Source organism: Streptomyces sp. NPDC005799 (assembly GCF_040630525.1).
Lineage (GTDB): Bacteria > Actinomycetota > Actinomycetes > Streptomycetales > Streptomycetaceae > Streptomyces > Streptomyces griseorubiginosus_B.
On sequence record NZ_JBEXXQ010000023.1, the window covers coordinates 19,328 to 44,464 of the forward strand.

General features: G+C 74.1%; 20 protein-coding genes. 4 read left to right on the forward strand and 16 right to left on the reverse strand.

The window, feature by feature from the left end:
* Positions 1-6: 6 nt before the first annotated feature.
* From ABZ453_RS22945 to ABZ453_RS22995, 11 genes are all read right to left on the reverse strand, one after another.
* On the reverse strand, positions 7-999 hold the full coding sequence (locus ABZ453_RS22945; protein ID WP_359017095.1) for a glycosyltransferase family 9 protein: 993 nt from the start codon (positions 997-999) through the stop codon (positions 7-9).
* 124 nt (positions 1,000-1,123) lie between these two features.
* Positions 1,124-2,485 (reverse strand): D-glycero-beta-D-manno-heptose 1-phosphate adenylyltransferase, encoded by a 1,362-nt coding sequence (gene rfaE2, locus ABZ453_RS22950; protein ID WP_359017097.1) that lies wholly within the window; start codon positions 2,483-2,485, stop codon positions 1,124-1,126.
* Complete coding sequence (locus ABZ453_RS22955; protein ID WP_359017099.1) at positions 2,482-3,063, reverse strand: SIS domain-containing protein; 582 nt, start codon at positions 3,061-3,063, stop codon at positions 2,482-2,484. The genes rfaE2 and ABZ453_RS22955 overlap by 4 nt, the downstream gene beginning before the upstream one ends.
* Positions 3,063-4,280 (reverse strand): glycosyltransferase, encoded by a 1,218-nt coding sequence (locus ABZ453_RS22960; RefSeq protein WP_359017101.1) that lies wholly within the window; start codon positions 4,278-4,280, stop codon positions 3,063-3,065. The genes ABZ453_RS22955 and ABZ453_RS22960 overlap by 1 nt, the downstream gene beginning before the upstream one ends.
* Positions 4,277-5,209, reverse strand: coding sequence for a glycosyltransferase (locus ABZ453_RS22965; RefSeq protein WP_359017103.1), 933 nt, complete (start codon positions 5,207-5,209; stop codon positions 4,277-4,279). The genes ABZ453_RS22960 and ABZ453_RS22965 overlap by 4 nt, the downstream gene beginning before the upstream one ends.
* Complete coding sequence (locus ABZ453_RS22970) at positions 5,206-6,195, reverse strand: glycosyltransferase family 9 protein (protein ID WP_359017105.1); 990 nt, start codon at positions 6,193-6,195, stop codon at positions 5,206-5,208. Before ABZ453_RS22970 ends, ABZ453_RS22965 begins: the two co-directional genes overlap by 4 nt.
* Entirely contained in the window at positions 6,192-6,842 is a 651-nt protein-coding gene (locus ABZ453_RS22975; RefSeq protein ID WP_359017107.1) for an HAD family hydrolase, read from the reverse strand. The genes ABZ453_RS22970 and ABZ453_RS22975 overlap by 4 nt, the downstream gene beginning before the upstream one ends.
* Positions 6,839-7,837: a glycosyltransferase gene (locus ABZ453_RS22980; RefSeq protein ID WP_359017109.1), complete on the reverse strand. Its 999-nt coding sequence runs from the start codon at positions 7,835-7,837 to the stop codon at positions 6,839-6,841. The genes ABZ453_RS22975 and ABZ453_RS22980 overlap by 4 nt, the downstream gene beginning before the upstream one ends.
* Positions 7,834-9,468: a carbamoyltransferase C-terminal domain-containing protein gene (locus ABZ453_RS22985; protein ID WP_359017297.1), complete on the reverse strand. Its 1,635-nt coding sequence runs from the start codon at positions 9,466-9,468 to the stop codon at positions 7,834-7,836. The genes ABZ453_RS22980 and ABZ453_RS22985 overlap by 4 nt, the downstream gene beginning before the upstream one ends.
* A 149-nt stretch (positions 9,469-9,617) precedes the next feature.
* Positions 9,618-10,580, reverse strand: a complete 963-nt coding sequence (locus ABZ453_RS22990; RefSeq protein WP_359017110.1) for an NAD-dependent epimerase/dehydratase family protein — start codon at positions 10,578-10,580, stop codon at positions 9,618-9,620.
* Positions 10,581-10,725: 145 nt separating this feature from the next.
* The gene (locus tag ABZ453_RS22995; RefSeq protein ID WP_359017112.1) at positions 10,726-11,943 is read right to left on the reverse strand and encodes a cytochrome P450; all 1,218 of its coding nucleotides are present in this window, start codon (positions 11,941-11,943) and stop codon (positions 10,726-10,728) included.
* Positions 11,944-12,151: 208 nt separating this feature from the next.
* Here ABZ453_RS22995 and ABZ453_RS23000 point away from each other — a divergent pair, with 208 nt between their 5' ends.
* On the forward strand, positions 12,152-12,592 hold the full coding sequence (locus tag ABZ453_RS23000) for an SRPBCC family protein (protein ID WP_359017114.1): 441 nt from the start codon (positions 12,152-12,154) through the stop codon (positions 12,590-12,592).
* A gap of 514 nt (positions 12,593-13,106) precedes the next feature.
* Positions 13,107-15,437, forward strand: a complete 2,331-nt coding sequence (locus ABZ453_RS23005) for a PQQ-binding-like beta-propeller repeat protein (RefSeq protein ID WP_359017116.1) — start codon at positions 13,107-13,109, stop codon at positions 15,435-15,437.
* Between the two features lie 12 nt (positions 15,438-15,449).
* On the opposite strand, the gene ABZ453_RS23010 is transcribed toward ABZ453_RS23005, so the two are convergent.
* The 5 genes from ABZ453_RS23010 to ABZ453_RS23030 all read right to left on the reverse strand — a co-directional run bounded on the left by ABZ453_RS23010 (position 15,450) and on the right by ABZ453_RS23030 (position 22,165).
* Complete coding sequence (locus ABZ453_RS23010; protein WP_359017118.1) at positions 15,450-16,601, reverse strand: XdhC family protein; 1,152 nt, start codon at positions 16,599-16,601, stop codon at positions 15,450-15,452.
* Positions 16,602-16,649: 48 nt separating this feature from the next.
* Positions 16,650-18,107 carry an NCS2 family permease gene (locus ABZ453_RS23015; protein WP_359017120.1) on the reverse strand — a complete coding sequence of 486 codons (1,458 nt, stop codon included), beginning with the start codon at positions 18,105-18,107 and terminating at the stop codon, positions 16,650-16,652.
* A 175-nt stretch (positions 18,108-18,282) separates the two neighbouring features.
* Entirely contained in the window at positions 18,283-20,703 is a 2,421-nt protein-coding gene (locus tag ABZ453_RS23020) for a molybdopterin cofactor-binding domain-containing protein (protein ID WP_359017122.1), read from the reverse strand.
* A 2-nt stretch (positions 20,704-20,705) separates the two neighbouring features.
* Complete coding sequence (locus ABZ453_RS23025; protein ID WP_359017124.1) at positions 20,706-21,275, reverse strand: (2Fe-2S)-binding protein; 570 nt, start codon at positions 21,273-21,275, stop codon at positions 20,706-20,708.
* Positions 21,275-22,165 (reverse strand): FAD binding domain-containing protein, encoded by an 891-nt coding sequence (locus ABZ453_RS23030; protein ID WP_359017126.1) that lies wholly within the window; start codon positions 22,163-22,165, stop codon positions 21,275-21,277. Before ABZ453_RS23030 ends, ABZ453_RS23025 begins: the two co-directional genes overlap by 1 nt.
* Positions 22,166-22,509: 344 nt before the next feature.
* Here ABZ453_RS23030 and ABZ453_RS23035 point away from each other — a divergent pair, with 344 nt between their 5' ends.
* Together ABZ453_RS23035 and ABZ453_RS23040 are read left to right on the forward strand one after the other, a co-directional pair.
* Positions 22,510-24,210, forward strand: coding sequence for a PucR family transcriptional regulator ligand-binding domain-containing protein (locus ABZ453_RS23035; RefSeq protein ID WP_359017128.1), 1,701 nt, complete (start codon positions 22,510-22,512; stop codon positions 24,208-24,210).
* A gap of 152 nt (positions 24,211-24,362) precedes the next feature.
* Complete coding sequence (locus tag ABZ453_RS23040; RefSeq protein ID WP_359017131.1) at positions 24,363-25,136, forward strand: hypothetical protein; 774 nt, start codon at positions 24,363-24,365, stop codon at positions 25,134-25,136.
* Position 25,137: the final 1 nt, after the last annotated feature.

A 25,137-nucleotide genomic window follows, 5' to 3' on the forward strand; every position in this document is an offset into this window, starting at 1 on the left:
GTGGGGTCACTCGTGGGCGTGGTCCAACTGCCGGGCGTACGCGGCTGGTTGAGTGGCGGGCAGGGCGGTCAGGGCGTGCAGGACCTCGTCGGGGTGGATCCGCAGCAGCGACGGGTCGGGGCGCAGGCCGTGCGGGTCGCCGTCGGGGCCGGGATGCCACAGGGCGCGGTGGCACGGATCCGGGGGCGGACCCCAGCGGCTCGGCGGCACGGGGCCGAAGAGGGTGACGGAGGGGGTGGCGAGGGCGACGGCGAGGTGCGCGATGCCGGTGTCGCCGCTGACCACCGCACGGGCGTCGGCGACCAGGGCGCACAGGCGGTCGAAGGGGAGGTCGCCGGGGAAGCGACCGGTGCCGGGAAGGCCTGCCCGGTCGGCGAGTTCGGCGACCAGGTCCTCCTCGCCGGCTCCCCCGGTGACGACGACCCGCACGCCCTGCCGGCGCAGGGTGCGCGCGACCGTGGCGTAGCGCCCCACGGGCCAGCAGCGGGACGGGGCTCCCGCGCCGGGGTGGAGGACGACGGCGCCGGGGGCCGGGGAGGCTTCCGGCGGGCGGGGCAGCCGGAGATCGGTGGGGTCGGCGTCGATGCCGTAGGACTGGAGCAGCCTGCACCAGCGGGCCCGTTCGTGTTCCTGCGCGTACCAGAGGGGGCCGTCGATCTCGGGCGTCCCGGGGTGGGCGAAGGCCAGCAGCCTGAGGGGGCGCAACTGTTGCAGGAGACGGTGGCTGGGCGGACCGTTGCCGTGCAGGTCGACGGCGATCTCCGGGGGCGGGCCGGTCCAGTGCAGGGCGCGGGGTACGGCGCGCCCGGGGGCGGACGCGGGCAGCAGCCGGTCGACGGCGCCCGTCGCGGCCGCGACCGGCTCCAGCTCGGCGGGCGCGGCCAGCACCAGTTCGTGCGCCGGGAACGCCCGGCGCAGCGCGCGCAGCGCGGGGACACCGGCGAGCAGGTCCCCGAGGCCCAGGGCACGCAGGACGAGGACACGGGGCGGCTCGGTCATGAGGTGCCTGCCGTTCGGGGTGACCGGGGGTGCGGGACGGACGGTGTGCGGTGGGCGTGCGGAGGGAGGAAGCCGTCGCGGCGGACGTCGGGAGCGCCCATGAACATCGGTCCGTGTGTCGTCGTCATACGGCACCTGCCGCGCGGGTCATCAGCCGGGTCGAGGAGCGGCCGTCCAGGTACGGCAGGAGGACCGCCTGGCCGCCCCACTCCTGAAGCAGCGCGGCCTCGGGAAGGTCGGCGCCGCTGTAGTCGCCGCCCTTGACCCAGATGTCGGGCCGCAGTTCGGCGAGCAGACGTTCGGGGGTGTCCTCGTCGAAGACGGCGACGGCGTCCACGCAGCCCAGGGCGAGCAGGACCCGTACCCGGTCGTCCAGCGGGGTGACCGGCCGTCCGTCACCCTTGCGGCGCCGCACGGACGCGTCCGAGTTCACGCACACGACGAGGCAGTCGCCGAGCCGCCGGGCCGCCTCCAGGAGGCCCACGTGCCCGGCGTGCAGCAGGTCGAAGCAGCCGCCGGCGGCCACGACGGTGCCGTGCGCGGCGCGGACACGGGCGAGGACGGCCCGTACGTCGTCCCCTGGTTCCGCGGCCTCGGTGGAATCGTCCGAAAGCATGAGTGCTCCCGCCCCGCCCTCGCCGACGAAGGCCGTCGCCGCCGTGACGGCGCCCTCGACGGCCTCGCCGACCAGCGCGCCGTCGGCGAGCAGCCCGGCCGCGGTGGCGGCGAACCGGTCGCCCGCCCCGCACGGGTCCGCGCCGTGGACCTCGGGTGCGGGACACAGCAGCGGCTGATCGCCGTAGGACAGCAGGGCGCCCCGGGCGCCGAGCGTGACCGCGACGGCACCGGCCCGCCAGTGAGCCACCAGCGCGGCCGCGGCGCGCGCGGCGGTACGCAACTCCCGTACGGCGGCGGGGCCCTGGCCCACGAAGCGGTGGGCCTCCTGCTCCGCCGGCGTGACCAGGCGCGTCCCCGGCACCGGCGGTCCGCCGCGCGGGTGCGGGTCCCAGACGAGGGGCGGGTGGTCGGACAGGACGTCGCGGAGGGCGTCGGCGGTGCCGCGGCCGTAGTCGGAGACCAGGACGGCCTGCGCGGAGCGGATCGCCGCGCGGACGGCGGCCGTCGCCTCGCGGGTGGTGCCGCTGCCGCGGTCCAGGCGGGTCACGGGACGGCCCTGCGCCAGCACCCGGGTCTTCTCCGGGAGCGGGCCGGTCAGCGGGAGCGGGATCAGCTTCACCCAGGGTTCGAGAAGTCGGGTCAGCTCGCGGCTCGCGGGGTCGTCGCCGACGCCCGCCACCAGCGTCACCTCCCGGCCGTCCCGCGCCGCGAGGTAGGCGGCGAGGGCCGCGCCGCCCGGGCGGAGGCGTTCCGCGCAGTCGGCGACCACGGGGACGGGCGCGTCGGGGGCGAGCCGGTCGGCGTGGCCGTCGAGATCGCGGTCGAGCAGGGCGTCGCCGACGACGAGGAGCGGGGCTCGGCCCGTCATACCGTCCTCCTCTCCACTTCCGCGTCGAAGGCCGCGCAGACCATGTGCACCGCCACCAGGTGCAGTTCCTGCACGGTGGCGGCCGAGGTCGCCTCGACGCACAGCGCCTCGTCGCTGCCCGCGGTCAGCGGGTTGGGGGCCGGGCCGGTCAGCGCCCACACGCGCAGGCCGCTCGCGCGGGCCGCGTCGGCGGCGGACAGCAGATTGGCGCTGGCGCCGCTGGTGGACAGCAGCATCAGGACGTCGCCGGAGCGGCCGTGCGCGCGGACCTGGCGGGCGAACACCTCGTCGACGCCGTAGTCGTTGGCGATGGCGGTGGTGGAGGAGGTGTCGGCGTGCAGGGCGATCGCGGAGAACGGCGGCCGGTCGTCGCGGTAGCGTCCGACGAGCTCGGCGGTCAGGTGCTGGGCCTGGGCCGCGCTGCCCCCGTTGCCCGCGGCCAGCAGTCGTCCGCCGGCCGAGAGCACGTCGGCCAGCCGGCTCCCCCACCGTTCGGTGATGTGCGCGGAGGCGCGGAACTGGCCCAGCGCGTCCAGGAGTTCGTCGCAGTGCCCGACGGCGGGCGGGTGGACCGTCATCACGCCACCTCCTCGGACACCCGGTGTCCGGTCAGAACCTGCTGGTAGACCTGTTCGACACCGTCGGCGACACGCTGCCAGGTGTAGCGGGCGAGGGCACGCTCGCGGCCGGCCGCGCCCATGCGGCGGCGCAGCGGTTCGTCGGCGAGGAGTTCGCGCACGGCCCCGGCGATCGCCCACGGGTCGCCGGCCGGCACCCGGCGTCCGGTGTGCCCGTCGGCGACGGTGTCGCGGTGGCCGCCGACGTCGGTGGCGACGACGGGCACACCGCAGGCCATCGCCTCCAGCGGCACGATCCCGAACGGCTTGTAGACGGGGGTGCACAGGACGAGGTCGCAGCCGCGCATCAGCCCCGGCATGTGGTCCGGGTCGACGGCACCGAGCAGCCGTACCCGGTCGCCGAGTCCCGCGCGCTCGGCGAGCCGGCGCAGTCGTGCCGCCTCGGGGTCGGCGTCCAGCTGCCCGGATTCGGGGCCGCCGGCGATGAGGAGTTCGGTGTCGGGGACGCGGGTCAGGGCCCGGATCGCCTTGTCGTAGCCCTTGCGCGGGACGAGCCGGCCGCAGGCGAGCAGGCGGTGGCGCTCCCGGCGTTCGGGGACGCCGGCGCTGTGCGCCCCGGGGTGGAAGTGCTCGGCGTCCACCCCGCACGGCACCACCGACACCCGCCCCGGCGGCACGCCCATCTCGGCGAGTTCGTGGACCTCGTCGCCGCAGGTGGCCAGGACGCGGGCGCAGCCGCGGCCGATCTGCCGCTCGATGCCGACGCGTTCGTGCGGGCTGGTGTCCCGGCGGCCCTGGTGGCGGCGCTTGACGGTGCCGAGCGCGTGGAAGGTCTGCACGACCGGGACGCCGTGCTCGTGGGCGCCGATCTGCGCGGCCATGCCGGACATCCAGAAGTGCGCGTGCACGACGTCGGGCCGCTCCCCTTCCCAGGCGCGCGCGAGGACGGTGCCGAAGCCGGGCATGTAGGGGAGCAGTTCGTCCTTGGGCACGGGCTTCGCCGGTCCGGCCGGCACGTGCTCGACGACGCCCCCGCCGGGCAGCGGCACCCGGTCGGGCAGCCGGGCGGAGTCCCGGCGCGTGTACACGGTGACGTCGTGGCCGCGACGCGCCAGTTCCTCGGTGAGGCGGGCGACGTACACGTTCTGCCCACCGGCGTCCGGTCCCCCGAGAGCGGCGAGCGGGCTCGCGTGCTCGGACACCATGGCGATCCTCATCGGGTGACCTCCTTCAGCAGCCGCTCCCAGTCGTCCAGGAAACGGGACAGCCCGTAGCGGGCGAGAGCCGCCGCGCGGGCCCCCTCGCCGATCAGCCGCGCGTGCAGCGGATCGGCGACGAAGTCCCGTACGGCGTCGGTCAGTACGTCGATCCGGTTGGAGACCACGCCCGCGCCGGGCGGCACGGCCTCGGTGACCTCGGTGGTGGCGAGGGCGAGCACGGGCATGCCCAGGTGCATCGCCTCCAGCAGGGACAGCCCGAGGGAGGTCCAGCGGATCGGGTGGACGTAGACGCGCCGCCTGGCCATCGCCGCGTGCAGATCACGCTGGGCGAGGTCGAAGGTGCGCGTGTTCGGCACCCGGAGCCGGTCGGTGGCCATGCCGAAGACGTCCAGCCCGGCGGCCTCGGCGAAGACGGGCAGCAGGTCGGTGCCGGTGGTACGGCCGCGCCGCACGGGTTCGTTGACGACGACGGCGGCCCGGTCCAGCTCGCCGGTCCACCTCTGGCCGGGGTCGACGATGCCGTGTTCGATCACGGCGGTCGGGGCGCGTCCGCAGTCCCACATCAGGCGGTTGAAGTGCGTGACGTGGACGAGGGTGATGTCCGGCTGGTCGGCGACGGGATGCCGGGTGTCCGGGACGTCGCCGTGCGGGGCGTTGTGCTCGACGTACACCAGCGGCGGGCGGCGGCCCAGGCAGGCGTCGACGAGGGCGAGTTCGTGCGGGCGCTGCAGCACGACGACGTCGATCTCCTCGTCGCGCAGCCGCTCCAGCGGCACCTCGATCACCGAGTCCGGCCAGTCCCAGGTCTGCGCGCGGCCCCGTCCGTCGGGGCCCCGGTCGGGCGTGACGGGGACGACGTAGGTGTGCGGGCCCTGCACGAAGGCGGTGGTCCACGACCCGTGCACATGCCAGAGCAGGATCCTCATGTCTCCCCCAGGAGTTTCTCCACGGCGGCGGCCACGTCGTGGGCGGTGACGGTGTCCAGGCAGGGATGGCCGGGGACGGGGCACTGCCGGGCCCGGGTGCCGGCGCAGGGCGCCTGCTGGTCGCCGAGCAGCACGTACGGGACGCCGTACGGCCGCCAGCGCTCGGCCGGGACGACCGGTGCGAACAGGGAGACGACCGGGGTGCCGACGGCGGCGGCGAGATGGGCGGGGCCGGTGTTGCCGGTGACGACGGCGTCGGCGCGGGCCAGGACGCCGGCGAGTTCGGGGGCGCCGGTCCGGCCGGCCAGGTCGAGGGCGTGCTCCCCGGCGACGTACGCGGTCAGCTCGCGCTCGCCGCTGCCGCCGGTGACGATCACCCGGTGCCCGGCCTCGGCCAGTTCGCGCACCGCCTCGGCGGCCCGCTCGGGGCTCCAGGTCCGGGCCGGGACGGCGGCTCCCGGGTGCATGACGACGTACGGGCCCGGACCCGTGAGCGCGGTCGTGGCGGGCGGCTCCAGCACGCGCAGCCGGCCGTCGTCGGGGCGGGGGAAGCCGGCCGCCTCGGCGAGGTCCAGCATGGCCTCGGCCTCGTGGGCGTGCGGGGCGCGCTGGTGGCGTACGTCGAGCAGCGAGCCGGGATAGTCCTCGCTGTCCGCGGCGATGTGGCCGACGCCGGCCAGCCGCAGCAGCAGGGCGGCCGGGAGCGGGGACTGGTGGAAGGAGGTCAGGATCAGCGCCGTGTCGGCGTCGACAGTGTCGATCAGCTGGTCGGTCTCGCCGCGCCCCACGGGCGGGGGCGTGAAGCCGACCCAGGGCGCGTCCCAGACCAGCACCTCGTCCACGCCGGGCAGCAGGGGGGCGGCGGGCGCGCCGCGCGGTCCGCACAGCAGGGTGACGTGGTCGGCGCGGGCGGCGACGGCCCGGATCGCGGGCCCGGCGAGCAGGACGTCCCCGAAGCTGTCGAGACGCACGACGAGGGCCTTCATCGCGGCCCCCGGCGGGTGTCGTGGGCAGGGTCGGCGCCCGGGCTTTCGTGGCGGCCGGAGTCGGTGGTCCCGGCGGTGTCGTAGGCCGCCTCGATCGGGCGCTCGTCGACCAGGACCCGGCCCCGTGGCGGTCCCGTCAGCAGCGCGCGCACCGCTGTCAGCAGGTCCGGTGCCACGTGGTCGGCGCGGGCCGTCTCCTCGGGGCGGGTCCGCTGGTTGGGGACGAGGATGCCGTGGGCGCCGGCCCGGCGGGCGGCCTCGACGTCCGCGCCGATGTCGCCGATCACCACGCAGCGCTCGGGCGCCGCGCACAGGCGTCCGGCGGCCCACAGGACCAGGCCGGGTTCGGGCTTGCGGCAGCGGCAGCCGTCGTCGGGGCCGTGCGGGCAGACGCCGAACACGTCGAAGGGGCCGAGGAGTTCGTCGACGCGGTGGTTGACGTGGCGGACCTCGGTGTCGGTGAGCAGGCCGCGCGCGATGCCGGACTGGTTGGTGACGACCCCGGTGCGCACACCGTGGGCGCGCAGCAGGGCGACGGCCTCACGGGCCCCGTCGACCGGGCGGACCTTGTCGGGATCGCCGTTGTAGGGGACGTCGTGGACGAGGGTGCCGTCGCGGTCGAACAGCACCGCCTTGACCAGGGTCACGAGGCCACCTCCTGCCAGGCGGGGGCGTCGCGGTACCGCCACAGCCCGGACAGCCAGTGCCAGGTGGCGGCGGGTGGGATCAGCACACTGGTGGCGAGCATGGTGGTCACCTCGTCCCGGGTGCGCGGCCCGGGCGCGATCCGGGACCGGGCGAACTCGCCGGTGCCGAGCGCCCATCCGGCGCCGACGGCCGCGGCGGCCCGGGACCGTCCGGCGGCGGCGAGGGCGAGCGCTGCGGCGCCGGACGCGGTGATCGCGAGGTGGGAGCGGAGCCGGCCGCGCGGGGCGACCGCCTTCTCCCACCAGTCGGGTCCGTGCAGCCGCCGCATCAGCGCGTCGTCGGCGTTGCCGCGCTGGGCGCGCAGCGACACCCAGCGGGAGGCGGGGCGCACGGGGTGACGGGTGGTGCGGCGGCCCTGGTGGATGCGCCAGCCCGCGTCGAGGACGCGCAGGGCGAGGTCGGCGTCCTCGCGGAAGGCGCGCCGGAAGCGTTCGTCGAAGCCGCCGACCTGCTTGAGGACGTCGGTGCGGTAGGCCATGTCGGCGGTGATCCAGCGGGCGCGGGCCAGCCCCGCCGTGCCGCGTTCCCAGTCGGTCGGCCGCCGCTCGCCGGGCAGCGGTACGGCGATGACGCCCTGGACACCCGCCGTGTCCGGGGGCGCGTCGGCGAGGTCCTGGGCGAGCTGCTCGCACCAGTGCGGGCCGACCTGGACGTCGTCGTCGAGGAAGGCGATCCACGGTGCGGCGACCGCGCGCAGTCCGGTGTTGCGGGCCGCGGCGGGCCCCCGGCCCCGGCTGCGCAGCACGGTCGTACGGACGCGCAGGTCGCCCAGGACGGCGAGCGGGTGTTCCAGGGGTTCGGAGGTGGCGTCGGCGCGGTCGTCGACCAGGACGATCTCGGCGGGTCGCGGGCCGGTCGCGGCGGCGAGGGCCGCGAGGCAGTCGGCGAGGGTGTCCCGCACCAGGGTGGGGATCACGACGGCGTACGCGGTCATCCGAAGGCCCTCCCGCGGCGGATCGCGAACGGCCCGAGCGCCAGCAGGTCCACGGGCGCCGAGCCGAAGCACTCCAGCGCGTCGCGCGGGTCGTCGACCATGGGCCGGCCGGCGGTGTTGAGGCTGGTGTTGACGACGACGGGCAGCCCGGTGCGCCGTTCGAAGGCGGCCAGCATCCGCGCGACGAGGGGTTCGTCGCGCTCGTCGACGGTCTGGATGCGGGCGGTGCCGTCGACGTGCACGACGGCCGGGATCCGCTCGCGCCACTCGGCCGCGACCTCGTGGACGAAGAGCATGTACGGGCTCGGCAGCGGCCCGGCGAACAGCTCGTGGGCGCGCTCGGCGGCGACCATGGGGGCGACCGGGCGGAACTCCTCGCGGCCCTTGACGTGGTTGAGGCGCTCCAGGTTCTCGGCGCGGCCCGGGTGGGCGAGCAGGGAGCGGTGTCCGAGGGCGCGCGGCCCGTACTCGCTGCGGCCCTGGAACCAGGCGACGACGCCGTCCCGGGCGAGTTCCCCGGCGACCGTCTCGGCGATGTCGTCGGGCCGCTCGTAGGGTACGGCGGCCCGCTCCAGCCAGGCGCGCAGTTCCTCGTCGCTCCAGCCGCGGCCGAGGGCGGGGCCGGGCATGGGCTGCGGGGCGCCCTCGTTCGCCGCGAGGTGCAGCGCGCCGCCGAGGGCGGTCCCGGCGTCGCCGGCGGCGGGCTGCACCCAGACGTTCCGGTACGGGCCGCGCGCGGCGATCTTGGAGTTGGCGACGCAGTTCAGGGCGACCCCGCCCGCCATGGTGAGCGTCTCGCCGCCGGCCTCGCCGTGCAGCCAGTGGACGAGTTCCAGCAGGACCTCCTCCAGCACCGCCTGCGCGCCGGCCGCGAGGTCGGCGTGGTCGCGGGTCCATGGCTCGTCCTTGGCGCGGGGCGGGGCGAGCGAACCCCAGTCGACGCCGTGGGCGCGGAAGCCGCCGTGGCCGGTGGGGTGGACGTACTGCCTGAGCCGGGGCAGGAAGCGGGGGGTGCCGTAGGAGGCGAGGGCCATCACCTTGTACTCGTCGCTGCTGCGCAGGAAGCCGAGGTGGGCGGTGAGCTCCTCGTAGACCAGGCCGAGGGAGTCGGGCAGGGCCTGGGTGGCGAGGGTGTCGAGCTTGCCGTCGCGGTAGCGGCCGGCCAGGTGGGAGGCGCTTTCGCCGCGGCCGTCGAGGACCAGCACGTCGTTGTCCGGGTGCGGGGAGGCGGGCCCGGCGGAGGCGGCGTGCGCGACGTGGTGGGGGACGAAGACGACCCGGTCGGGGTCGAGTCCGGACAGGGCCTCGGCGAGGAAGCCGGGGGCGCGGCGGGCGTATTCCAGCCGGAGCGGGTCCCAGGGGTCGTCGAGGCCCATCTCAGCGGCGGGGCGCGCCAGTTTCGGGTCGAAGGAGTAGGCGACGGCGTCGAGGTCCTCGGGCCCGAGGCCCGCCTGCGCCAGGCACCAGCGGGCGGACTGCTCGGGCAGTTCCCAGGCGGAGAAGGGCAGGGGCCGCTTGCCGTGCTTGCGGCGGCTGAATCGCTCCTCCTCGGCGGCGGCGACCGTGCGGCCGTCGACGACGAGGGCCGCTGCCGGGTCGTGGAACAAAGCGTTGATGCCGAGGATGCGCATGGGGGGGTGCTCCGTCACGAGGTCCGGGTGGCGTCAGAAGGGGGCGGGTGCCGCAGGACAGTTGGCTCAAACACTTGGAGCCAACTTGCCCCGTAATAAGCTGATATTTCACTATTCGTACGGGGGCGGTCGACGCTCTGTCGCCCCGGTCAGGCCGCGACGGCCCGGGTGAACCAGCCGATGGTGCGCTCCAGCCCCTCGGCCCAGCCGACCCTCGGCTGCCAGCCGAGCCGTTCCCGGGCCAGCCGGGTGTCGGGGCGGCGCCGGGCGGGGTCGTCGGCGGGGCGCTCGACGAACCGGACGCGGGAGGCGGAACCGGTGAGGTCGATGATCCGGCGGGCGAGGTCGAGCATGGTGATCTCCTCGCCGCCGCCGATGTTGACGGGCCCCCGCTCACCGGAGGCGGCCAGCGCGAGCACGCCGTCGACCGTGTCGCCGACGTAGCACAGGGAGCGGGTCTGGCTGCCGTCCCCGGCGACGGTGAGCGGAGCTCCGTCCAGCGCCTGGGAGACGAAGGCCGGGACGGCGCGGCCGTCGCCGGTGCGCATCCGGGGGCCGTAGGTGTTGAAGATCCGCACGATGGCGGTGTCGGTGCCGTGCACCTTGCGGTGGGCGGTGACCAGGGCTTCGGCGAACCGCTTGGACTCGTCGTAGACGCTGCGCGGGCCGATGGGGTTGACGTTGCCCCAGTAGCCCTCGTGCTGCGGATGCTCCAGCGGGTCGCCGTACACCTCGGAGGTGGAGGCGAGGACGAACCGGGCCCCGTCGGCGCGGGCACGCTCCAGGGCGTTGCGGGTGCCGCTGCTGCCGACGTCGAGGGTCTCCAGCGGCAGCCGCAGGTAGTCGGCCGGCGAGGCGGGGCAGGCGAAGTGCAGGACGAGGTCGAAGCGGCCGGGCAGGGCGCGCACGGCGGCGGGGTCGGTGGCGTCGGCGCGCACGAAGCGGAAGCCGGGCCGCTGTTCGAGTTCGGCCACGTTGGACCGTGATCCGGTGCAGAGGTTGTCCAGGCACACGACGTCGCCGCCGACCTCCAGCAGCCTGCCGCACAGGTGGGAGCCGACGAACCCGGCTCCACCGGTGACCAGGGCCCGGCGCCACAGGTTTCCGCTCATGGGTCGCTCCTCACTCGCGCCGTCACTTGCGTGTCGGCGCGAGTAACCCTGTGGCGGGCTCGCATACCTCGATCCGGTTTCCGATCACCCGCTCGGCACGACGTCCATACGCGCCGTGTACAGCCCCGCAGCGGCGCCGCCCCGCTCACCAGGTCAGGTGCAGGGCCTGGGGTGAGCGGTGGATCATCGTGGACCGCATGACGACCGGACGGTCCCGGGCGAGCCGCAGGCCCGGCAGCCGGCGAGTCAACTCCTCCAGTGTGAGCCTGAGTTGCTCGCGGGCCAGCTGGGCGCCGGGGCAGCCGTGCACGCCGAGCCCGAAGGCGAGGTGGCGCACCGGAGCACGGGTGATGTCGAACGCGTCCGGGTCCGGGTGGCGGGCGGCGTCCCGGTTGGCGGCGCCGAAGGCGACGAACAGGCCGGCCCCGGCGGGGAGTTCGGTGCCGGCGAGGGTGAGCGGGCGGGTGGTGACCCGGCGGAAGCCCTGCAGAGGGCTGTCGTGGCGGGCGGCCTCCTCGACGGCGGCGGGGATCCTCTCGGGCTCGGCGCACAGCAGTTCCCACTGGCCCGGGTGGCGGAGCAGGTGGAGGACGGTCGTGCCGATGAGCGCGGTCGTGGTCAGGTGCCCGGCGAGCAGCAGGTTCTGCAGATGGGCGACGAGCTCGTGCCGGTGCTCCAGGGTCAGGTCACCACCCTCCGGGACGACGGACCTGACCAGCTCCGTGCACAGGTCGTCGCGGGGCTCGGCGTGCCGGGCCCGGACGTACCGCTCCAGGGTGCGCTGCATCGCGACCACGTCCTCGGCGGCCGCGATCTGCTCGTCCTCGGCCAGCGGGCGGAACAGCAGCTCCGCGGCACGGTGTCCGCCGCGCACGACGCCGGGGACGTCGGCGGGGTCGAGCCCGACGACCCGGCCGACGACCTCGCCGGGAAGCCTCTGCGCGTACGCCGACATCAGCTCGACGTGCCCGTCCTTCACGAACCCGTCGACCAGGGCGGCGGCGCGCTCGGCGGCGTACGGCAGGACCGCGGCCACCCGGGCCGGCGACAGGCCGCGCACGATCGGGGCGCGCAGTTCCTGGTGCCGGGGGCCGTCGGTGCCGACGACCACGGGCCGGCCGCCGAAGCCGCCGGCGAGGACGGCGAACGCGGCGGGCGAGGGCATCACGTCGGGGGTGAGGGCGTTGGCCGACGAGAAGTCCTCCGGTCTGCGCAGGACTTCGCGGACGTCGGCGTCCCGGGCGACCAGCCAGGCGTCGAGTTCGGCGAGGTGGGTCAGGCCGTCGGCGCGCCGGGCCCGCTCGTAGTGCGGATATGGATCGCGTTGCAACTCATCTAGGCCTGGGCGCAGTTGACGGTCCATGAGGCGCCTTCCGGGCGGCGGTGGGACGGGCTCTCAGGGTGCCGTACGGGTGTGCGGATGCGGTAGGGGCCGTCCTGCCGGAGCCGTCGGCGGTGTCCCGCGCTCCTGCCACGTGGGTGCCGTCCGCGCGCGCCCCTTCACTGCGCCATCTGTGTGACGCGCCACGGAAGAGCACGCTGAACAGCCCGACTTCCCTACGATGCGTCACGTGGTCAACATCCTCCTCGAACGCACCGCGCCGCTCCCCCTCCCCGAGGCCTGGCGCCGCCTCACGGAGTGGCCCCGGCACGGCGAGGTGGTCCCCCTGACCCGCGTCACCGTGCTCACCGCGCCGCCGACCCATGAGGGCACGGTGATCGTCGCCCGTACCGGCCTCGGTCCCCTCGCCTTCGAGGACCGCATGGAGGTCACGGTCTGGCACCCGCCGACGGACGAGGAAGCCGGCCTGGTCCGACTGGAGAAACGCGGCCGGGTGGTGAAGGGCTGGGCGGAGATCGAGGTGCGCCCGGGCCCGGGCGGCCGCAGCCATGTCATCTGGCGCGAGGAACTCACCGTCCCCCTGCTCCCGGGCCCCGTGGACCCCCTCCTCCACCGCGCCTCCCACAGCATGTTCGGCCGTGCGGCCAACCGCCTCCTGCGCATGCCGTGACCCACCGCAACAACCCGACTGGGAACGCCACTTCGCCGCCGGGAACGGCTTCCACCGCGAAACCGCCATGAGCTGCGCCTCTTGGTCGCAGCGGCGCCCCCGCACGCCGGTTCCCGTGCCCTGAACACGGTTGCGGCCTCGGCACCTGCGCGGCCGCCTTGGCCCACCTCGGCCATGACACCCTCGCCGTCGACCGGGCCGACTCGGCCGTGGCGGCGACACGGGACCGGCACACGGACCTGGTGCCGGATCCGAGAGCGATGAGGCTCGACTTCGAGCGCGGGGCGGCGCCTCGGCTGAGCCAGGAGGATGTCGCGCGGCTCATCGGCGCGTGGGGACACGGCGGTTGGTACGACCTGGAGCCTGAGGGTCTGCGGTGTTTTGTGATGCGAGACGGGGTTGCCGGGGCTGTCGAGCGTGGTTTTGCGGGGAGTGGTCGGTGGGATGGAGGGACCGCCTAGGGTGAGGGGGTGGTCGGGTCGGGCGGGATCGGGGATGGGGAGGTGGCCGGGGCATGCCGGTGGGTTCCGGGGAAGCCGCGTCCATAGGTGGCTACACGCTGATCGACCGGCTCGGCAGTGGCGGGATGGGCGTCGTGCATCTGGGGCTGTCCGCCTCCGGACGGCAGGTCGCGATCAAGGTCGTGCACGCCCAGTACGCGCTGGACGAGGAGTTCCGCGCCCGCTTCCGGCAGGAGGTCGCCGCGGCGCGGCGGGTGAGCGGGGCGTTCACGGCGCCCGTGGTGGACGCCGACCCCGAGGCCGAACAGCCGTGGATGGCGACGCTCTACGTGCCCGGCCGCACACTCTCCGACATCGTTGCCGAGGAAGGGCCCCTCACCGGCCGCAGGCTGCGCACCCTGGCCCTGGGCCTGGTGGAGGCGCTGCAGGACATCCACCGCGCCGGTGTCGTGCACCGCGACCTCAAGCCGAGCAACGTCCTGATGGCCGAGGACGGCCCCCGGGTCATCGACTTCGGCATCTCCCGCGCCGCCGACAACGAGGACCTGACCGTCACCGGCCGCCTCATCGGCACCCCGCCCTTCATGTCCCCGGAGCAGTTCTCCTCGCCGAAGGACGTCACCCCCGCCTCGGACGTGTTCTCGCTCGGTTCCCTGCTGGCGTACGCGGCCACCGGCAACCGCCCCTTCGACGGCGGCAGCCCCTACCTGACGGGCTATCAGGTGATGTACGAGGCCCCGCACCTGGACGGCGTCCCGGAGCCGCTGCGCGGCATCGCGGCCCGCTGCCTGGACAAGGACCCGCTGGTCCGGCCACAACTGGCGGAGCTGCACAGCCTGTTGCTGCACCTGCCCACCGAGGCTCCCCCGGCCTTCCCCGACCTCGCGGGCGTCCCGGCCCCGCGCTCCGCGCCCGGCGCGGACACCACCGCCGCGCCGCACGGCCGCCACAGCCGCAGCGCCCGCCCGAACGCCCGCCCGACTCGCCCCGACGGCACGACCGTCGCCCCGTCGGCGTCCGGCGGGGGCCGACGGGTACGGCGTGTCCTCATCGGGATCGGCACGGCGATGGCCGTCGCCGTGGTCGGTCTCACGGCGGCCCACATGGCGGCGAGCGGCGGACCGGCCGGTGATCCATCCGCCGTCGACGCCGGCGGCTCGGCGAGCGCGGCCGGTGATCCCGTGGCGGGTCTGCCCACGGGCTGGAAGCCGTGGCGGGCGAGCCTGCTCACCGCCAAGCAGGGCGACCCGATCGACTTCGGCGAGTCCGGATGCGTGGCGGGCGGTTCGACGGCCGTGTACTGCGCCGGGACCGGCTTCACCGTCACCCGCCTGGACGCCGCGTCCGGCCGGGTCGACTGGCGCCGCGGCACCGACCCGGAGACCTCGCGCCCCCTCGGCGTACGCGACGGACGCGTCTACACCTACCGCAAGCCCGACCCGACCGGCACCTACCGCACCCGGCGGCTCGCCGTCCTGGACGCGAGGACCGGCACCGAGCTGTGGGCCCGTCCCGTCGCCGAGGAGGAGCCTTCCGTCCTGTTCGACCGGGGCGTCCTCGTGATGGACGAGAACAGGACCACGTTCATCGCCTACGACGCGGCGGGCCGGCAGTTGTGGACGGCGCCGTCCAAGTCGTCGAGCGGGAACGCCTGTACGCCGACCGTGTTGGACGGCGCCCCCTACGGCCTGTGCACTCCGGTGGACGATCCCAGTACGGGCAAGGTCGCTCTGCTGCGGCTCGACCCGGCCCGCGGCACCGCCGCCGAGATCGCCACCCTGCCCACGGGCGCCCGGCCGATGGGCACCGTGGACGGCCAACTGCTGTTCCTGCTCCCGAAGCTGGCGGACCAGCAGTTCGCCGCCGCCGGCGACGACCAGCCGTACTCCGCCCTGCTACGGGTGAACCCGCGCACCGGCGCCGTCACACGCGCCCCGCTCCCGGGCACCCCGCGCGGCACCGCCACTCTGCTCGAGGGCGTCGTCTGGTTCGTGCGGCCGGACGGCACGGTCACCGCCGTGCGCGGCTCCGACGGCAAGCGGCTGTGGCAGGCGACGACGGACGTGGAGAACCTGTCGGCGCCGGTGGTGTCCACGAAGTTCGCCACCCTGTACCTCGTCAACGAGTACGGCCGTGTCCTGGCCCTGAACAGCGCGACGGGCGCGGTGCGCTGGCGCACCTCCGCGCTCGCCGATCCCGGCGAGTCGGCCGGCGAGACCACCCCGTACGTGCTCCTCGTCAAGGACGCCCTGGTGGCCGTCGCGGGCGACACGGCCTTCTCGGTGCGACCGGACCGGCCCACCCGGCTGCCGTCCAAGAACCCGGCCCCGTCGGCCCCCGACACGGTGGCCCCGACACCCGCCCCGACCCAGGCCTCGGGCTGACGCCCCCGCCGCTCAGGCCACCGACCCGATCCGCCGCGCCGGCAGGGACGCCGGGTCGTGGTGGATCGGCGTGTGCGCGCCGGTGAGGGAGACGCCGCTGCCGCCGCGCCGGTCGGCGACGATCTCGGCGGCGATGGACAGGGCCGTCTCCTCGGGGGTGCGGGCGCCGAGGTCCAGCCCGATGGGCGAGCGCAGCCGCGCCAGCTCCACGTCGCTCACGCCCACTTCACGCAGCCGCCGGTTGCGGTCCAGATGGGTGCGGCGCGAGCCCATGGCGCCGACGTACGCCACCGGCAGCCGCAGCGCGAGTCGAAGCAGCGGTACGTCGAACTTGGCGTCATGGGTGAGGACGCACAGCACACTGCGGCCGTCCACGGCCGTCCGCTCCAGGTAGACGTGGGGCCACTCGACGACGATCTCGTCGGCCTCGGGGAAACGGGCGCGGGTGGCGAACACCGGGCGGGCGTCGCACACGGTTACGTGGTAGCCGAGGAACTTGCCGATCCGGACCAGCGCAGACGCGAAGTCGATCGCGCCGAAGACGATCATCTGGGGTGGCGGGACGGAGGACTCGATGAGGACCGTGAGCGGTGCTCCGCAACGAGAGCCCTGCTCCCCGATCTCCAGGGTGCCGGTGCGGCCCGCGTCCAGGAAGGCCGACGCCTCGGCGACGACGGTCCGGTCCAGCTCGGGATGGGCGCCGAACCCGCCCTCGTGGGAGCCGTCGGAGCGGACCAGGAGCGCTCGGCCCAGGAGTTCGGCCGGGCCGGACACGACCCGTGCCAGCGCCGCCGCCTCCCCCCGGCCGGCGGCGGCCAGCGCGGACGCCACCACCGGACGGGCCGGGTCGCCGGCCCGTACCGGAGTGACCAGGATGTCGATGACGCCGCCGCAGGTCAGGCCGACGGCGAAGGCGTCGTCGTCACTGTATCCGAAGCGCTCCAGGACGGTTTCGCCGTCCCGCAGCGCCTGCTCGCACAGCTCGTACACGGCGCCCTCCACGCAGCCGCCGGAGACCGACCCGATCGCCGTGCCGTCGGCGTCCACCGCGAGGGCGGCGCCCGGCAGACGGGGTGCGCTGCCGCCCACGGCCACCACGGTGGCCACGGCGACGTCACGTCCCTGCTCGACCCACCGGTTGAGCTCCTCGGCGATGTCCAGCATCTGTCGGTCTCCTGACGGGGTTGGCGGGAAGGGCGGTTCGGCGGGCGGCTAGTGCACGCCCAGCCAGCTCTCGACGGGGTTGAGGGCGAAGTAGACCAGGAAGATCACCGCGAGGCCCCACATGAAGACGCCGATCTCGCGCGCCTTGCCCCGGGCGGCCTTGATGGCGACATAGGAGATGACGCCGGCGGAGACACCCGCGGTGATGCTGTAGGTGAACGGCATCACGACGACGGTGAGGAAGACCGGGATCGCCGTGGCGCGGTCGCCCCAGTCCACGTGCCGGGCGTTCATCAGCATCATCGAGCCGATGACGACCAGGGCTGCGGACGCCACCTCCTGCGGCACGATCGCGGTGAGCGGGGTGAAGAACAGACAGGCCGCGAAGAACAGTCCGGTGACGACCGAGGCGAGTCCGGTACGGGCGCCCTCGCCGACGCCGGTCGCCGACTCGATGAACACCGTCTGCCCGCTGCCGCCCGCGGCACCGCCGATCGCGCCGCCCGCGCCGTCGATGAACAGCGCCTTGGACAGGCCCGGCATCCGGCCCTTGTCGTCGGCCAGTTCGGCCTCGGTGCCGACGCCGATGATGGTGGCCATGGCGTCGAAGAACCCGGCCAGCACGAGGGTGAAGACGATCATTCCGACCGTCATCGCGCCGACCTTGCCCCAGCCGCCGAACTCGACGTGTCCGAAGAGCGAGAAGTCGGGCATGGAGACCGCGCTGCCGTGCAGTTCGGGGGCGCCGTTCGCCCACTGCCGGGGGTCGATCACACCGGCGGCGTTGAGGACAGCGGCGACGATCGTGCCGCTGACGATGCCGATGAGGATGGCGCCGGGGATGTTGCGGGCCTGCAGCATGAAGATCAGCAGCAGGGTGCCGGCGAACAACAGCACCGGCCAGCCCGCGAGTTCGCCCGCCGGGCCGAGGGTGACCGGGGTGGCCCTGCCCTGGTGCACGAAGCCGGACTTGTAGAAGCCGATGAGGGCGATGAACAGGCCGATGCCCATGGTGATGCCGTGCTTGAGCGCGAGCGGGATCGCGTTCATGATCATCTCGCGCAGTCCGGTGACGACCAGCAGCATGATGACGACGCCGTACATGACGCACATGCCCATCGCCTGCGGCCAGGTCATCTGCGGGGCGACCTGCGAGGACAGCACGCCGGAGACGGACAGGCCGGCGGCGAGCGCGAGCGGGACCTTGCCGACGAGGCCCATCAGCAGCGTGGTGAAGGCCGCGGCGAACGCGGTCGCCGTGATCAGGGCCTTCTGGCCGAGGGTGTCCCCGGCCGCGTCCTTGCCGGACAGGATCAGGGGGTTGAGCAGCAGGATGTACGCCATCGCCATGAAGGTGGTGACGCCACCGCGGACCTCACGGGCGAGGCTGGATCCCCGCCGGGATATGTGGAAGTACCGGTCGAGCCACGACCGTCCGGCGGGGGCGCGGGTTCCCGCGCCCGCCTCCTCGGGGACGGTCTGCGGCTGAAGGGACTGCTGGGTCATGTGGGCCTACTCCCAAGGTTCAAAGGGGCACCCGTGTGAACCGACCCTGCGGTTCACGGGATTTGGGATGGTGCTTCGGCCGCACGACCCGGGGGACGGCCCGAGACGAACGAACTGGCTGCTCCGGGCGGCACATCGAAGTGTGACGCTCCCCGTGCCGCCCGGAGGGACGTGGTTACGCCTGGCCCGTGAGGTGTTCGGGCCGTACCGGTGTCCTGTTCAGCTCCAGGCCGGTCGCGGCGCGGATCGCCGCGAGGACGGCCGGGGTCGAGGACAGGGTGGGTGCCTCGCCGACGCCCCGCAGCCCGTACGGGGCGTGGTCGTCGGCGAGTTCGAGGACGTCGACCGGCATGATCGGCGTGTCCAGGATGGTCGGCAGCAGGTAGTCCGTGAAGGAGGGGTTCCTGACCTTCGCGGTCTTGGGATCGACCATGATCTCCTCCATCACCGCGATGCCCATGCCCTGGAGCGTGCCGCCCTGGATCTGGCCGACCACGGAGAGGGGGTTGAGCGCCTTGCCGACGTCCTGGGCGCAGGCCAGCTCGATCACCTTGACCAGGCCGAGCTCGGTGTCGACCTCGACGACGGCCCGGTGGGCGGCGAAGGAGTACTGGACATGGCCGTTGCCCTGGCCGGTGCGCAGGTCGAAGGGGACGGTGGGACGGTGCCGCCACTCGGCCTCGACCTCGACGGCCTCGTCCTCGAGCACGTCCACCAGGTCGGCGAGGACCTCGCCGCCGTCGGTGACGACCTTGCCGCCCTCCAGCAGCAGCTCCGCCGTCGCCCAGGCGGGGTGGTACGTGCCGAACTTGCTGCGGCCGATGTCCAGGACCTTCTCCCGGACCAGCTCGCAGGAGTTGCGGACCGCGCCGCCGGTGACGTAGGTCTGCCGGGAGGCCGAGGTCGAACCGGCGCTGCCCACCTGGGTGTTGGCCGGGTGGATCGTCACCTGCGCGACGCCCAGCTCGGTGCGGGCGATCTGCGCGTGGACGGTGACGCCGCCCTGGCCGACCTCCGCCATCGCGGTGTGCACGGTGGCGACGGGCTCGCCGCCCACGACCTCCATCCGCACCTTGGCGGTGGAGTAGTCGTCGAAGCCCTCGGAGAAGCCGACGTTCTTGATGCCGACCGCGTACCCGATGCCGCGCACGACTCCCTCGCCGTGCGTGGTGTTGGACAGGCCGCCCGGCAGCTGCCGTACGTCCGCGCCCTCGCTGGACTCCCACTGGCGCTCAGGGGGCAGCGGCATCGCCTTGACGCGGCGCAGGAGTTCGGCGACCGGGGCGGGTGAGTCGACGGGCTGGCCCGTCGGCATGAGCGTGCCCTGCTCCATGGCGTTGAGCTGCCGGAACTCCACCGGGTCCATGCCGAGTTGCTTCGCCACCTTGTCCATCTGCGCCTCGTAGGCGAAGCACGCCTGGACCGCGCCGAAGCCCCGCATGGCCCCGCAGGGCGGGTTGTTGGTGTAGAGGGCGATGGCCTCGATCTCGACGTCGTCCACCTTGTAGGGGCCGATGCCGAGCGAGGAGGCGTTGCCGACGACCGCGGGAGAGGCGGAGGCGTACGCGCCGCCGTCCAGGACGATCCGGCACTTGACGTGCGTCAGCCTGCCGTCGCGGGTGGCCCCGTGCTCGTAGAAGAGACGGGCGGGGTGGCGGTGGACGTGGCCGAAGAAGGACTCGAAGCGGTTGTAGACGATCTTGACGGGTTTGCCCGTGCGCAGGGCGAGCAGACAGGCGTGGATCTGCATCGACAGATCCTCGCGGCCGCCGAACGCGCCGCCGACGCCGGCCAGCGTCATCCGCACCTTCTCCTCGGGCAGGCCGAGGACGGGCGCGATCTGGCGCAGGTCGCTGTGCAGCCACTGGGTGGCGATGTAGAGATGGACGCCGCCGTCCTCCTCGGGCACCGCGAGACCGGACTCGGGGCCGAGGAAGGCCTGGTCCTGCATGCCGAAGTAGTACTCGCCCCTGACGATGACATCGGCCCTTTTCGCGGCCTCGGTGGCGTCGCCTCGGATGATCGGCTGGCGGTGGACGATGTTGGGGTGCGGGACATGGCCGATGTGGTGGTCGGTGCGGCCCTCGTGGACCAGGATCGCGTCGGGCGCGGTCGCGGAGGCCTCGTCGGTGATGACGGGCAGCTCGCGGTACTCGACCCTGATCTTGGCGGCGGCCCGGCGGGCCGTCTCGGGGTGGTCGGCGGCGACGATGGCGACCGGTTCGCCGTGGTGGCGGACCTTGCCGTGCGCGAGGACCGGGGTGTCCTGGATCTCCAGGCCGTAGTTCTTCACGTCGGTCGGCAGGTCGTCGTACGTCATGACGGCGTAGACGCCGGGGGTCCTCAGTGCCTCGCTCGTGTCGATCGAGACGATCTCCGCGTGGGCGACGGTCGAGCGGAGGATCTGGCCCCAGAGCATGTCCTCGTGCCACATGTCGGACGAGTACGCGAACTCGCCGGTGACCTTGAGGGTGCCGTCCGGGCGGAGCGTGGACTCGCCGATGCCGCCCTTGGTCCGGGATCCCTGAATGATCTTGGTGGGAGTGCCGATGGGGGCACCGCCCGCTCGAGCGAAGTCGAGAGTGGGGGACGGCATCGTCAGACCGCCTCTTGCTGCCGGGCGGCCGCCAGACGGACCGCGTCCATGATCTTCTCGTAGCCCGTGCAGCGGCACAGGTTGCCCGACAACGCCTCACGGATGTCCGCGTCGCTCGGGTTGGGGTTGCGCTCCAGCATCTCGTCGGCGGCGACCAGCAGACCGGGCGTGCAGAAGCCGCACTGGACGGCGCCGGCATCGATGAACGCCTGCTGGATCGGCGCCAGTTCGGTGCCCTCGCCGGTCTGGGAGTCGGTGCCCCGCGCCTGCCAGGCCTTCGCCTCGTCGAGCGGGGTGCCGCACGCGTCGCCGCGGGAGCGCTGCCTGGCGTGGTCCGCGAGGCCCTCCACGGTCACCACGTCACGGCCCTCGACCTGTCCGGCCGCGACCAGGCACGAACACACCGGCACGCCGTCGAGGCGCACCGTGCAGGACCCGCACTCGCCCTGCTCGCAGGCGTTCTTGGAGCCCGGCAGGCCCAGCCGCTCCCGCAGCACGTACAGCAGGGACTCGCCCTCCCACACGTCGTCGGCCTCCTGCGGACGTCCGTTGACAGTGAAGTTGACGCGCATCAGGCGACTCCCTCCGAGCGGGCGGCGGTGCCGCGGTAGGACTCCCAGGCCCAGGTCAGCGTGCGGCGGGCCATGACGCCCACCGCGTGCCGGCGGTAGCTCGCCGTGCCCCGGACGTCGTCGATCGGGTTGCAGGCGCCGGAGCACAGGTCGGCGAACTGCTTGGCGACCGACGGGGTGATGATCTTTCCGGTGTCCCAGAAGCCGCCCTCCTCGAGGGCCGCGTTCAGGAACTCCTCCGCGGCCTTCGCCCTGACGGGTGTCGGGGCGGCCGATCCGATGCCGGTGCGGACGGTGCGCGTCGAGGGGTGCAGCGCGAGCCCGAAGGCGCACACGGCGATGACCATGGCGTTGCGGGTACCGACCTTGGAGAACTGCTGGGGGCCGTCGGCCTTGTCGATGTGCACGTACTTGATGAGCTCGTCGGCGGCGAGCGCGTTGCGCTTGACGCCCGTGTAGAAGGCGTCGATCGGGATACGGCGGCTGCCGCGCACCGACTCCACCTCGACCTCGGCGCCCGCCGCGAGCAGCGCGGGGTGGGCGTCGCCGGCCGGGGAGGCGGTGCCGAGGTTGCCGCCGACGCCGCCGCGGTTGCGGATCTGCGGGGAGGCGACCGTGTGCGAGGCGAGGGCGAGGCCCGGCAGCTCGACGCGCAGCCGCTCCATGATCGTGGTGTAGGGGACCGAGGCGCCGAGCCGCACGCTGTCCTCGCCGATCTCCCACTCGTAGAGGTCGCCGACGCGGTTGAGGTCGAGCAGGTACTCGGGCCGCCGGTGGTCGAAGTTGATCTCGACCATCACGTCGGTGCCGCCCGCAATGGGCACAGCGGTGGGGTGCTCGGCCTTCGCGGCGAGCGCCTCCTCCCAGCTGGCGGGGCGAAGGAAGTCCATGACCGGCTCTCTTCTTCGTCTCGGGGGTGGTACGGATCGAGCCAGATCCGGTGCGGCGGGCTCGGCTCGCTCATGTGCTGTTCACGCGGAGTGGAGTCAGTACACAGCGCCGTGCTCCAGCCGGGTCAGTCACGGAAACCATGAAGGAGTTGGCTGGCCAGGCCGGGCATCTTGTAGATTCGTATGAACGGAGGTCATCAGTCACCTCCCTGTTTTCCTGTAGAAACGCAGGAAACAGCCAGGCAGTCGAAGCGTGCGGCTCCCGCACCGTCCGGCGGGTCCCTCTCCCCGACCACCCTCACGGTTCATCGTAGATTTCGAGACAAAGAACGGCGGCGACGAGAATGCGGCTGCGCGCACTGCTGGACACCGACGCGCTGGGCCTCAGGCTACTCGGCGGCGAGGACGAGCTGGACCGGACCGTCCGCGGCGTGATGACCACCGACCTGCGCGATCCCAGCCGCTACCTCTCGGGTGGTGAGCTGGTGCTCACCGGCCTGGCCTGGCGCCGGGACGGGGACGACTCGGAGCCGTTCGTACGGATCCTGGTGCAGGCCGGGGTGGCCGCGCTGGCGGCCGGCGAGGCGGAGCTCGGGGACGTCCCCGAGGACCTGGTGGTGGCCTGCGCCCGGCATCGGCTGCCGTTGTTCGCGGTGCACGAGTCGGTGGCGTTCGCGACGATCACCGAGCATGTCGTCCGGCAGGTCTCCGGCGAGCGCGCGGGCGATCTGGCGGCCGTGGTGGACCGGCACCGGCGGATGATGACCTCGGGCCCGGCGGGCGGCGGCCCGGACGTGGTGCTGGACCTGCTCGGCTCCGACCTGGACCTCAGGGCCTGGGTGCTCTCCCCCACCGGACGGCTGATCGCCGGTCCGAAGGTCGCGGGGCCGGGCTTGCCCGCCGACCTGTGCGCCAAGCTCGCCGCCGAGCATCTCGCCGCCGCCCGCACCGGACGCCGGGGGCCGCACCGGGTGACGCTGGGCCCGGCGACGTACAGCCTCTTCCCGATCCGCGCTGCGGGCCACCGCCCGGCCGTCGCCGGCCCGGGGCGCTCGCCGCAGGCCTCGCGGGACGTGCGCGAGTCGGTGCTGTCGGACTGGCTGCTGGCCGTCGAGGCGGACGCGGGCGACTGGCCCGCCGAGCGGCTGGACCTGCTGCAGGGCGTCACCCAGCTCATCTCGGTCGAGCGGGACCGCCGGGACGCGGCGCGCACGGTACGGCGCCGGCTCGCCCAGGAGGTGCTGGAGCTGGTGCAGACGGGGGCCGCGCCGGCGGAGATCGCCGCCCGTCTGCGGGTGGCCGCTCCGGTGCTGCTGCCCGGTCTCGGGGCCGCCCCGCACTGGCAGGTGGTCGTGGCCCGCGTCGACTGGGCGGGCGCGGACATCGAGGCGGGTCCGGTCGCGCAGTCGCTGCTGGAGGAGATCCTCGTCGACCCGCTGGCCACCGGGCCCGAGCCCTCGGACCGGATCGCCGTAGCGCACACCGGGGACGAGGCCGTCGCCCTCGTCCCGCTCCCGGCGGTCTCCGCCGAGCACGACGGTTCGGAGTCCGGGATCCTCGCCGAGGCGCTGCTGGAGTCCGTGCGCGACCCGCTGTCGGCCGGTCTCGACGACGACGGCCAGGTCACCCTCGGTGTCAGCGCGGCCGTGCACTCGGCGGAGGGGCTGCGCGGCGCCCTGGAGGAGGCCCGGCACGCCCGCCGGGTGGCGGCCGCCCGCCCGGGCCGCGTCTGCGCGGCCGGCCACCAGGAACTCGCCTCCCACGTCCTGCTGCTCCCCTTCGTCCCGGACGACGTCCGCCGCGCCTTCACCGCGCGGCTGCTGGACCCGCTGCGCGAGTACGACCGCCGCCACCGCGCCGAGCTGATCCCGACCCTGGAGGCCTTCCTGGACTGCGACGGTTCCTGGACGCGCTGCGCGACCCGGCTGCACCTGCACGTCAACACACTGCGCTACCGCGTGGGCCGAATCGAGCAGTTGACGGGCCGGGACCTGTCCCGGCTGGAGGACAAACTCGATTTCTTCCTGGCGTTGCGGATGAGCTGAGCCCGCCGGTCGGCGGGCCGGAGTGGCACCAAGTGCCGCCGGAGTCCCACGACTTTGTGAAATCCTTCACCCGCCCCCTTGGCCCCGCCACGGAATCCGTGCTGAGATGCGGCCACCACTCAAAGCTCGATGGCGTGCTCGGGGAGGGCAACGTGGCGCATACCGCCATGTCTGGTATCGGAACTTCCGCAGGGGACGATCCCGTCCAGACCGCGGTGTGGCGGCTGCGCTCGCGGGCCTGCTGGACCGACGCGGCGGCGCTGCTGGACCCGGTCACCGCCGCCTCGGCGCTGCAGCGGACCGCGCTGCTCGTGGAGAAGTGCCTGTACACGGAGCAGGGGTGGGACGAGGCCGAGGACGCGCTGCGGACGGCGGAGGCGCTGGCCCACACCGACGACGAGCGCGGCGCGGCCGCTTGTGAACGCGGGTACTTGGCGTACGCGGCGACCCTGCACTCAGTGCGCGACCGGGCCGACGAGGCACGGGCCGCGCTGGGGCGGGCGGCGGCGCTGATCCCTCCGGGGGCCGTGGGGCGGGCGCTGCTGGACTTCCGGCGGGGGCTGCTCGCCGAGAACCTCACCCGCTCCCCCCAGGCAGCGCGGGCCGCCTACCGTCGCGCCCATGCCGCCGCCACCGCCCATTCCGACCCGCTGCTGCTGTCCTCCACCTGGCGCCATCTCGCCGGTCTCGCCCTGCGGGAGGGCGAGGTGGCCGAGGCACGGCACGGGTTCGCGGAATCCCTGCGGATCCGCGAGGAGTTGGGCTACCTGGTCGGTACGGCCCCGGCGCTGGCGTCGCTGGCCGACGCGGAGGCGGAACCGGAGGCCTCCCGCCTGCGCGAGGAGGCACGGCGGCTGTTCCGGCTGCTGGGCGGGGTGCCGACCTGGCTGGCGCGGCAGTTGACGCCACCGGCGGCGACGGCCTGAG

Bases quoted from the DNA above. Each gene is read 5' to 3' on its own strand.
- ABZ453_RS23015 (WP_359017120.1), bottom strand. From the start codon at position 18,107: ATGACCCAGCAGTCCCTTCAGCCGCAGACCGTCCCCGAGGAGGCGGGC.
- ABZ453_RS22965 (WP_359017103.1), bottom strand. From the start codon at position 5,209: ATGAGGATCCTGCTCTGGCATGTGCACGGGTCGTGGACCACCGCCTTC.
- ABZ453_RS22985 (WP_359017297.1), bottom strand. From the start codon at position 9,468: ATGCGCATCCTCGGCATCAACGCTTTGTTCCACGACCCGGCAGCGGCC.
- ABZ453_RS23010 (WP_359017118.1), bottom strand. From the start codon at position 16,601: ATGCTGGACATCGCCGAGGAGCTCAACCGGTGGGTCGAGCAGGGACGT.
- ABZ453_RS22970 (WP_359017105.1), bottom strand. From the start codon at position 6,195: ATGAAGGCCCTCGTCGTGCGTCTCGACAGCTTCGGGGACGTCCTGCTC.
- ABZ453_RS22990 (WP_359017110.1), bottom strand. From the start codon at position 10,580: ATGAGCGGAAACCTGTGGCGCCGGGCCCTGGTCACCGGTGGAGCCGGG.
- ABZ453_RS23025 (WP_359017124.1), bottom strand. From the start codon at position 21,275: ATGCGCGTCAACTTCACTGTCAACGGACGTCCGCAGGAGGCCGACGAC.
- ABZ453_RS22955 (WP_359017099.1), bottom strand. From the start codon at position 3,063: ATGACGGTCCACCCGCCCGCCGTCGGGCACTGCGACGAACTCCTGGAC.
- ABZ453_RS22945 (WP_359017095.1), bottom strand. From the start codon at position 999: ATGACCGAGCCGCCCCGTGTCCTCGTCCTGCGTGCCCTGGGCCTCGGG.
- ABZ453_RS23005 (WP_359017116.1), top strand. From the start codon at position 13,107: ATGCCGGTGGGTTCCGGGGAAGCCGCGTCCATAGGTGGCTACACGCTG.
- ABZ453_RS23020 (WP_359017122.1), bottom strand. From the start codon at position 20,703: ATGCCGTCCCCCACTCTCGACTTCGCTCGAGCGGGCGGTGCCCCCATC.
- ABZ453_RS22980 (WP_359017109.1), bottom strand. From the start codon at position 7,837: ATGACCGCGTACGCCGTCGTGATCCCCACCCTGGTGCGGGACACCCTC.
- ABZ453_RS22960 (WP_359017101.1), bottom strand. From the start codon at position 4,280: ATGAGGATCGCCATGGTGTCCGAGCACGCGAGCCCGCTCGCCGCTCTC.
- rfaE2 (WP_359017097.1), bottom strand. From the start codon at position 2,485: ATGACGGGCCGAGCCCCGCTCCTCGTCGTCGGCGACGCCCTGCTCGAC.
- ABZ453_RS23035 (WP_359017128.1), top strand. From the start codon at position 22,510: ATGCGGCTGCGCGCACTGCTGGACACCGACGCGCTGGGCCTCAGGCTA.
- ABZ453_RS22995 (WP_359017112.1), bottom strand. From the start codon at position 11,943: ATGGACCGTCAACTGCGCCCAGGCCTAGATGAGTTGCAACGCGATCCA.
- ABZ453_RS23030 (WP_359017126.1), bottom strand. From the start codon at position 22,165: ATGGACTTCCTTCGCCCCGCCAGCTGGGAGGAGGCGCTCGCCGCGAAG.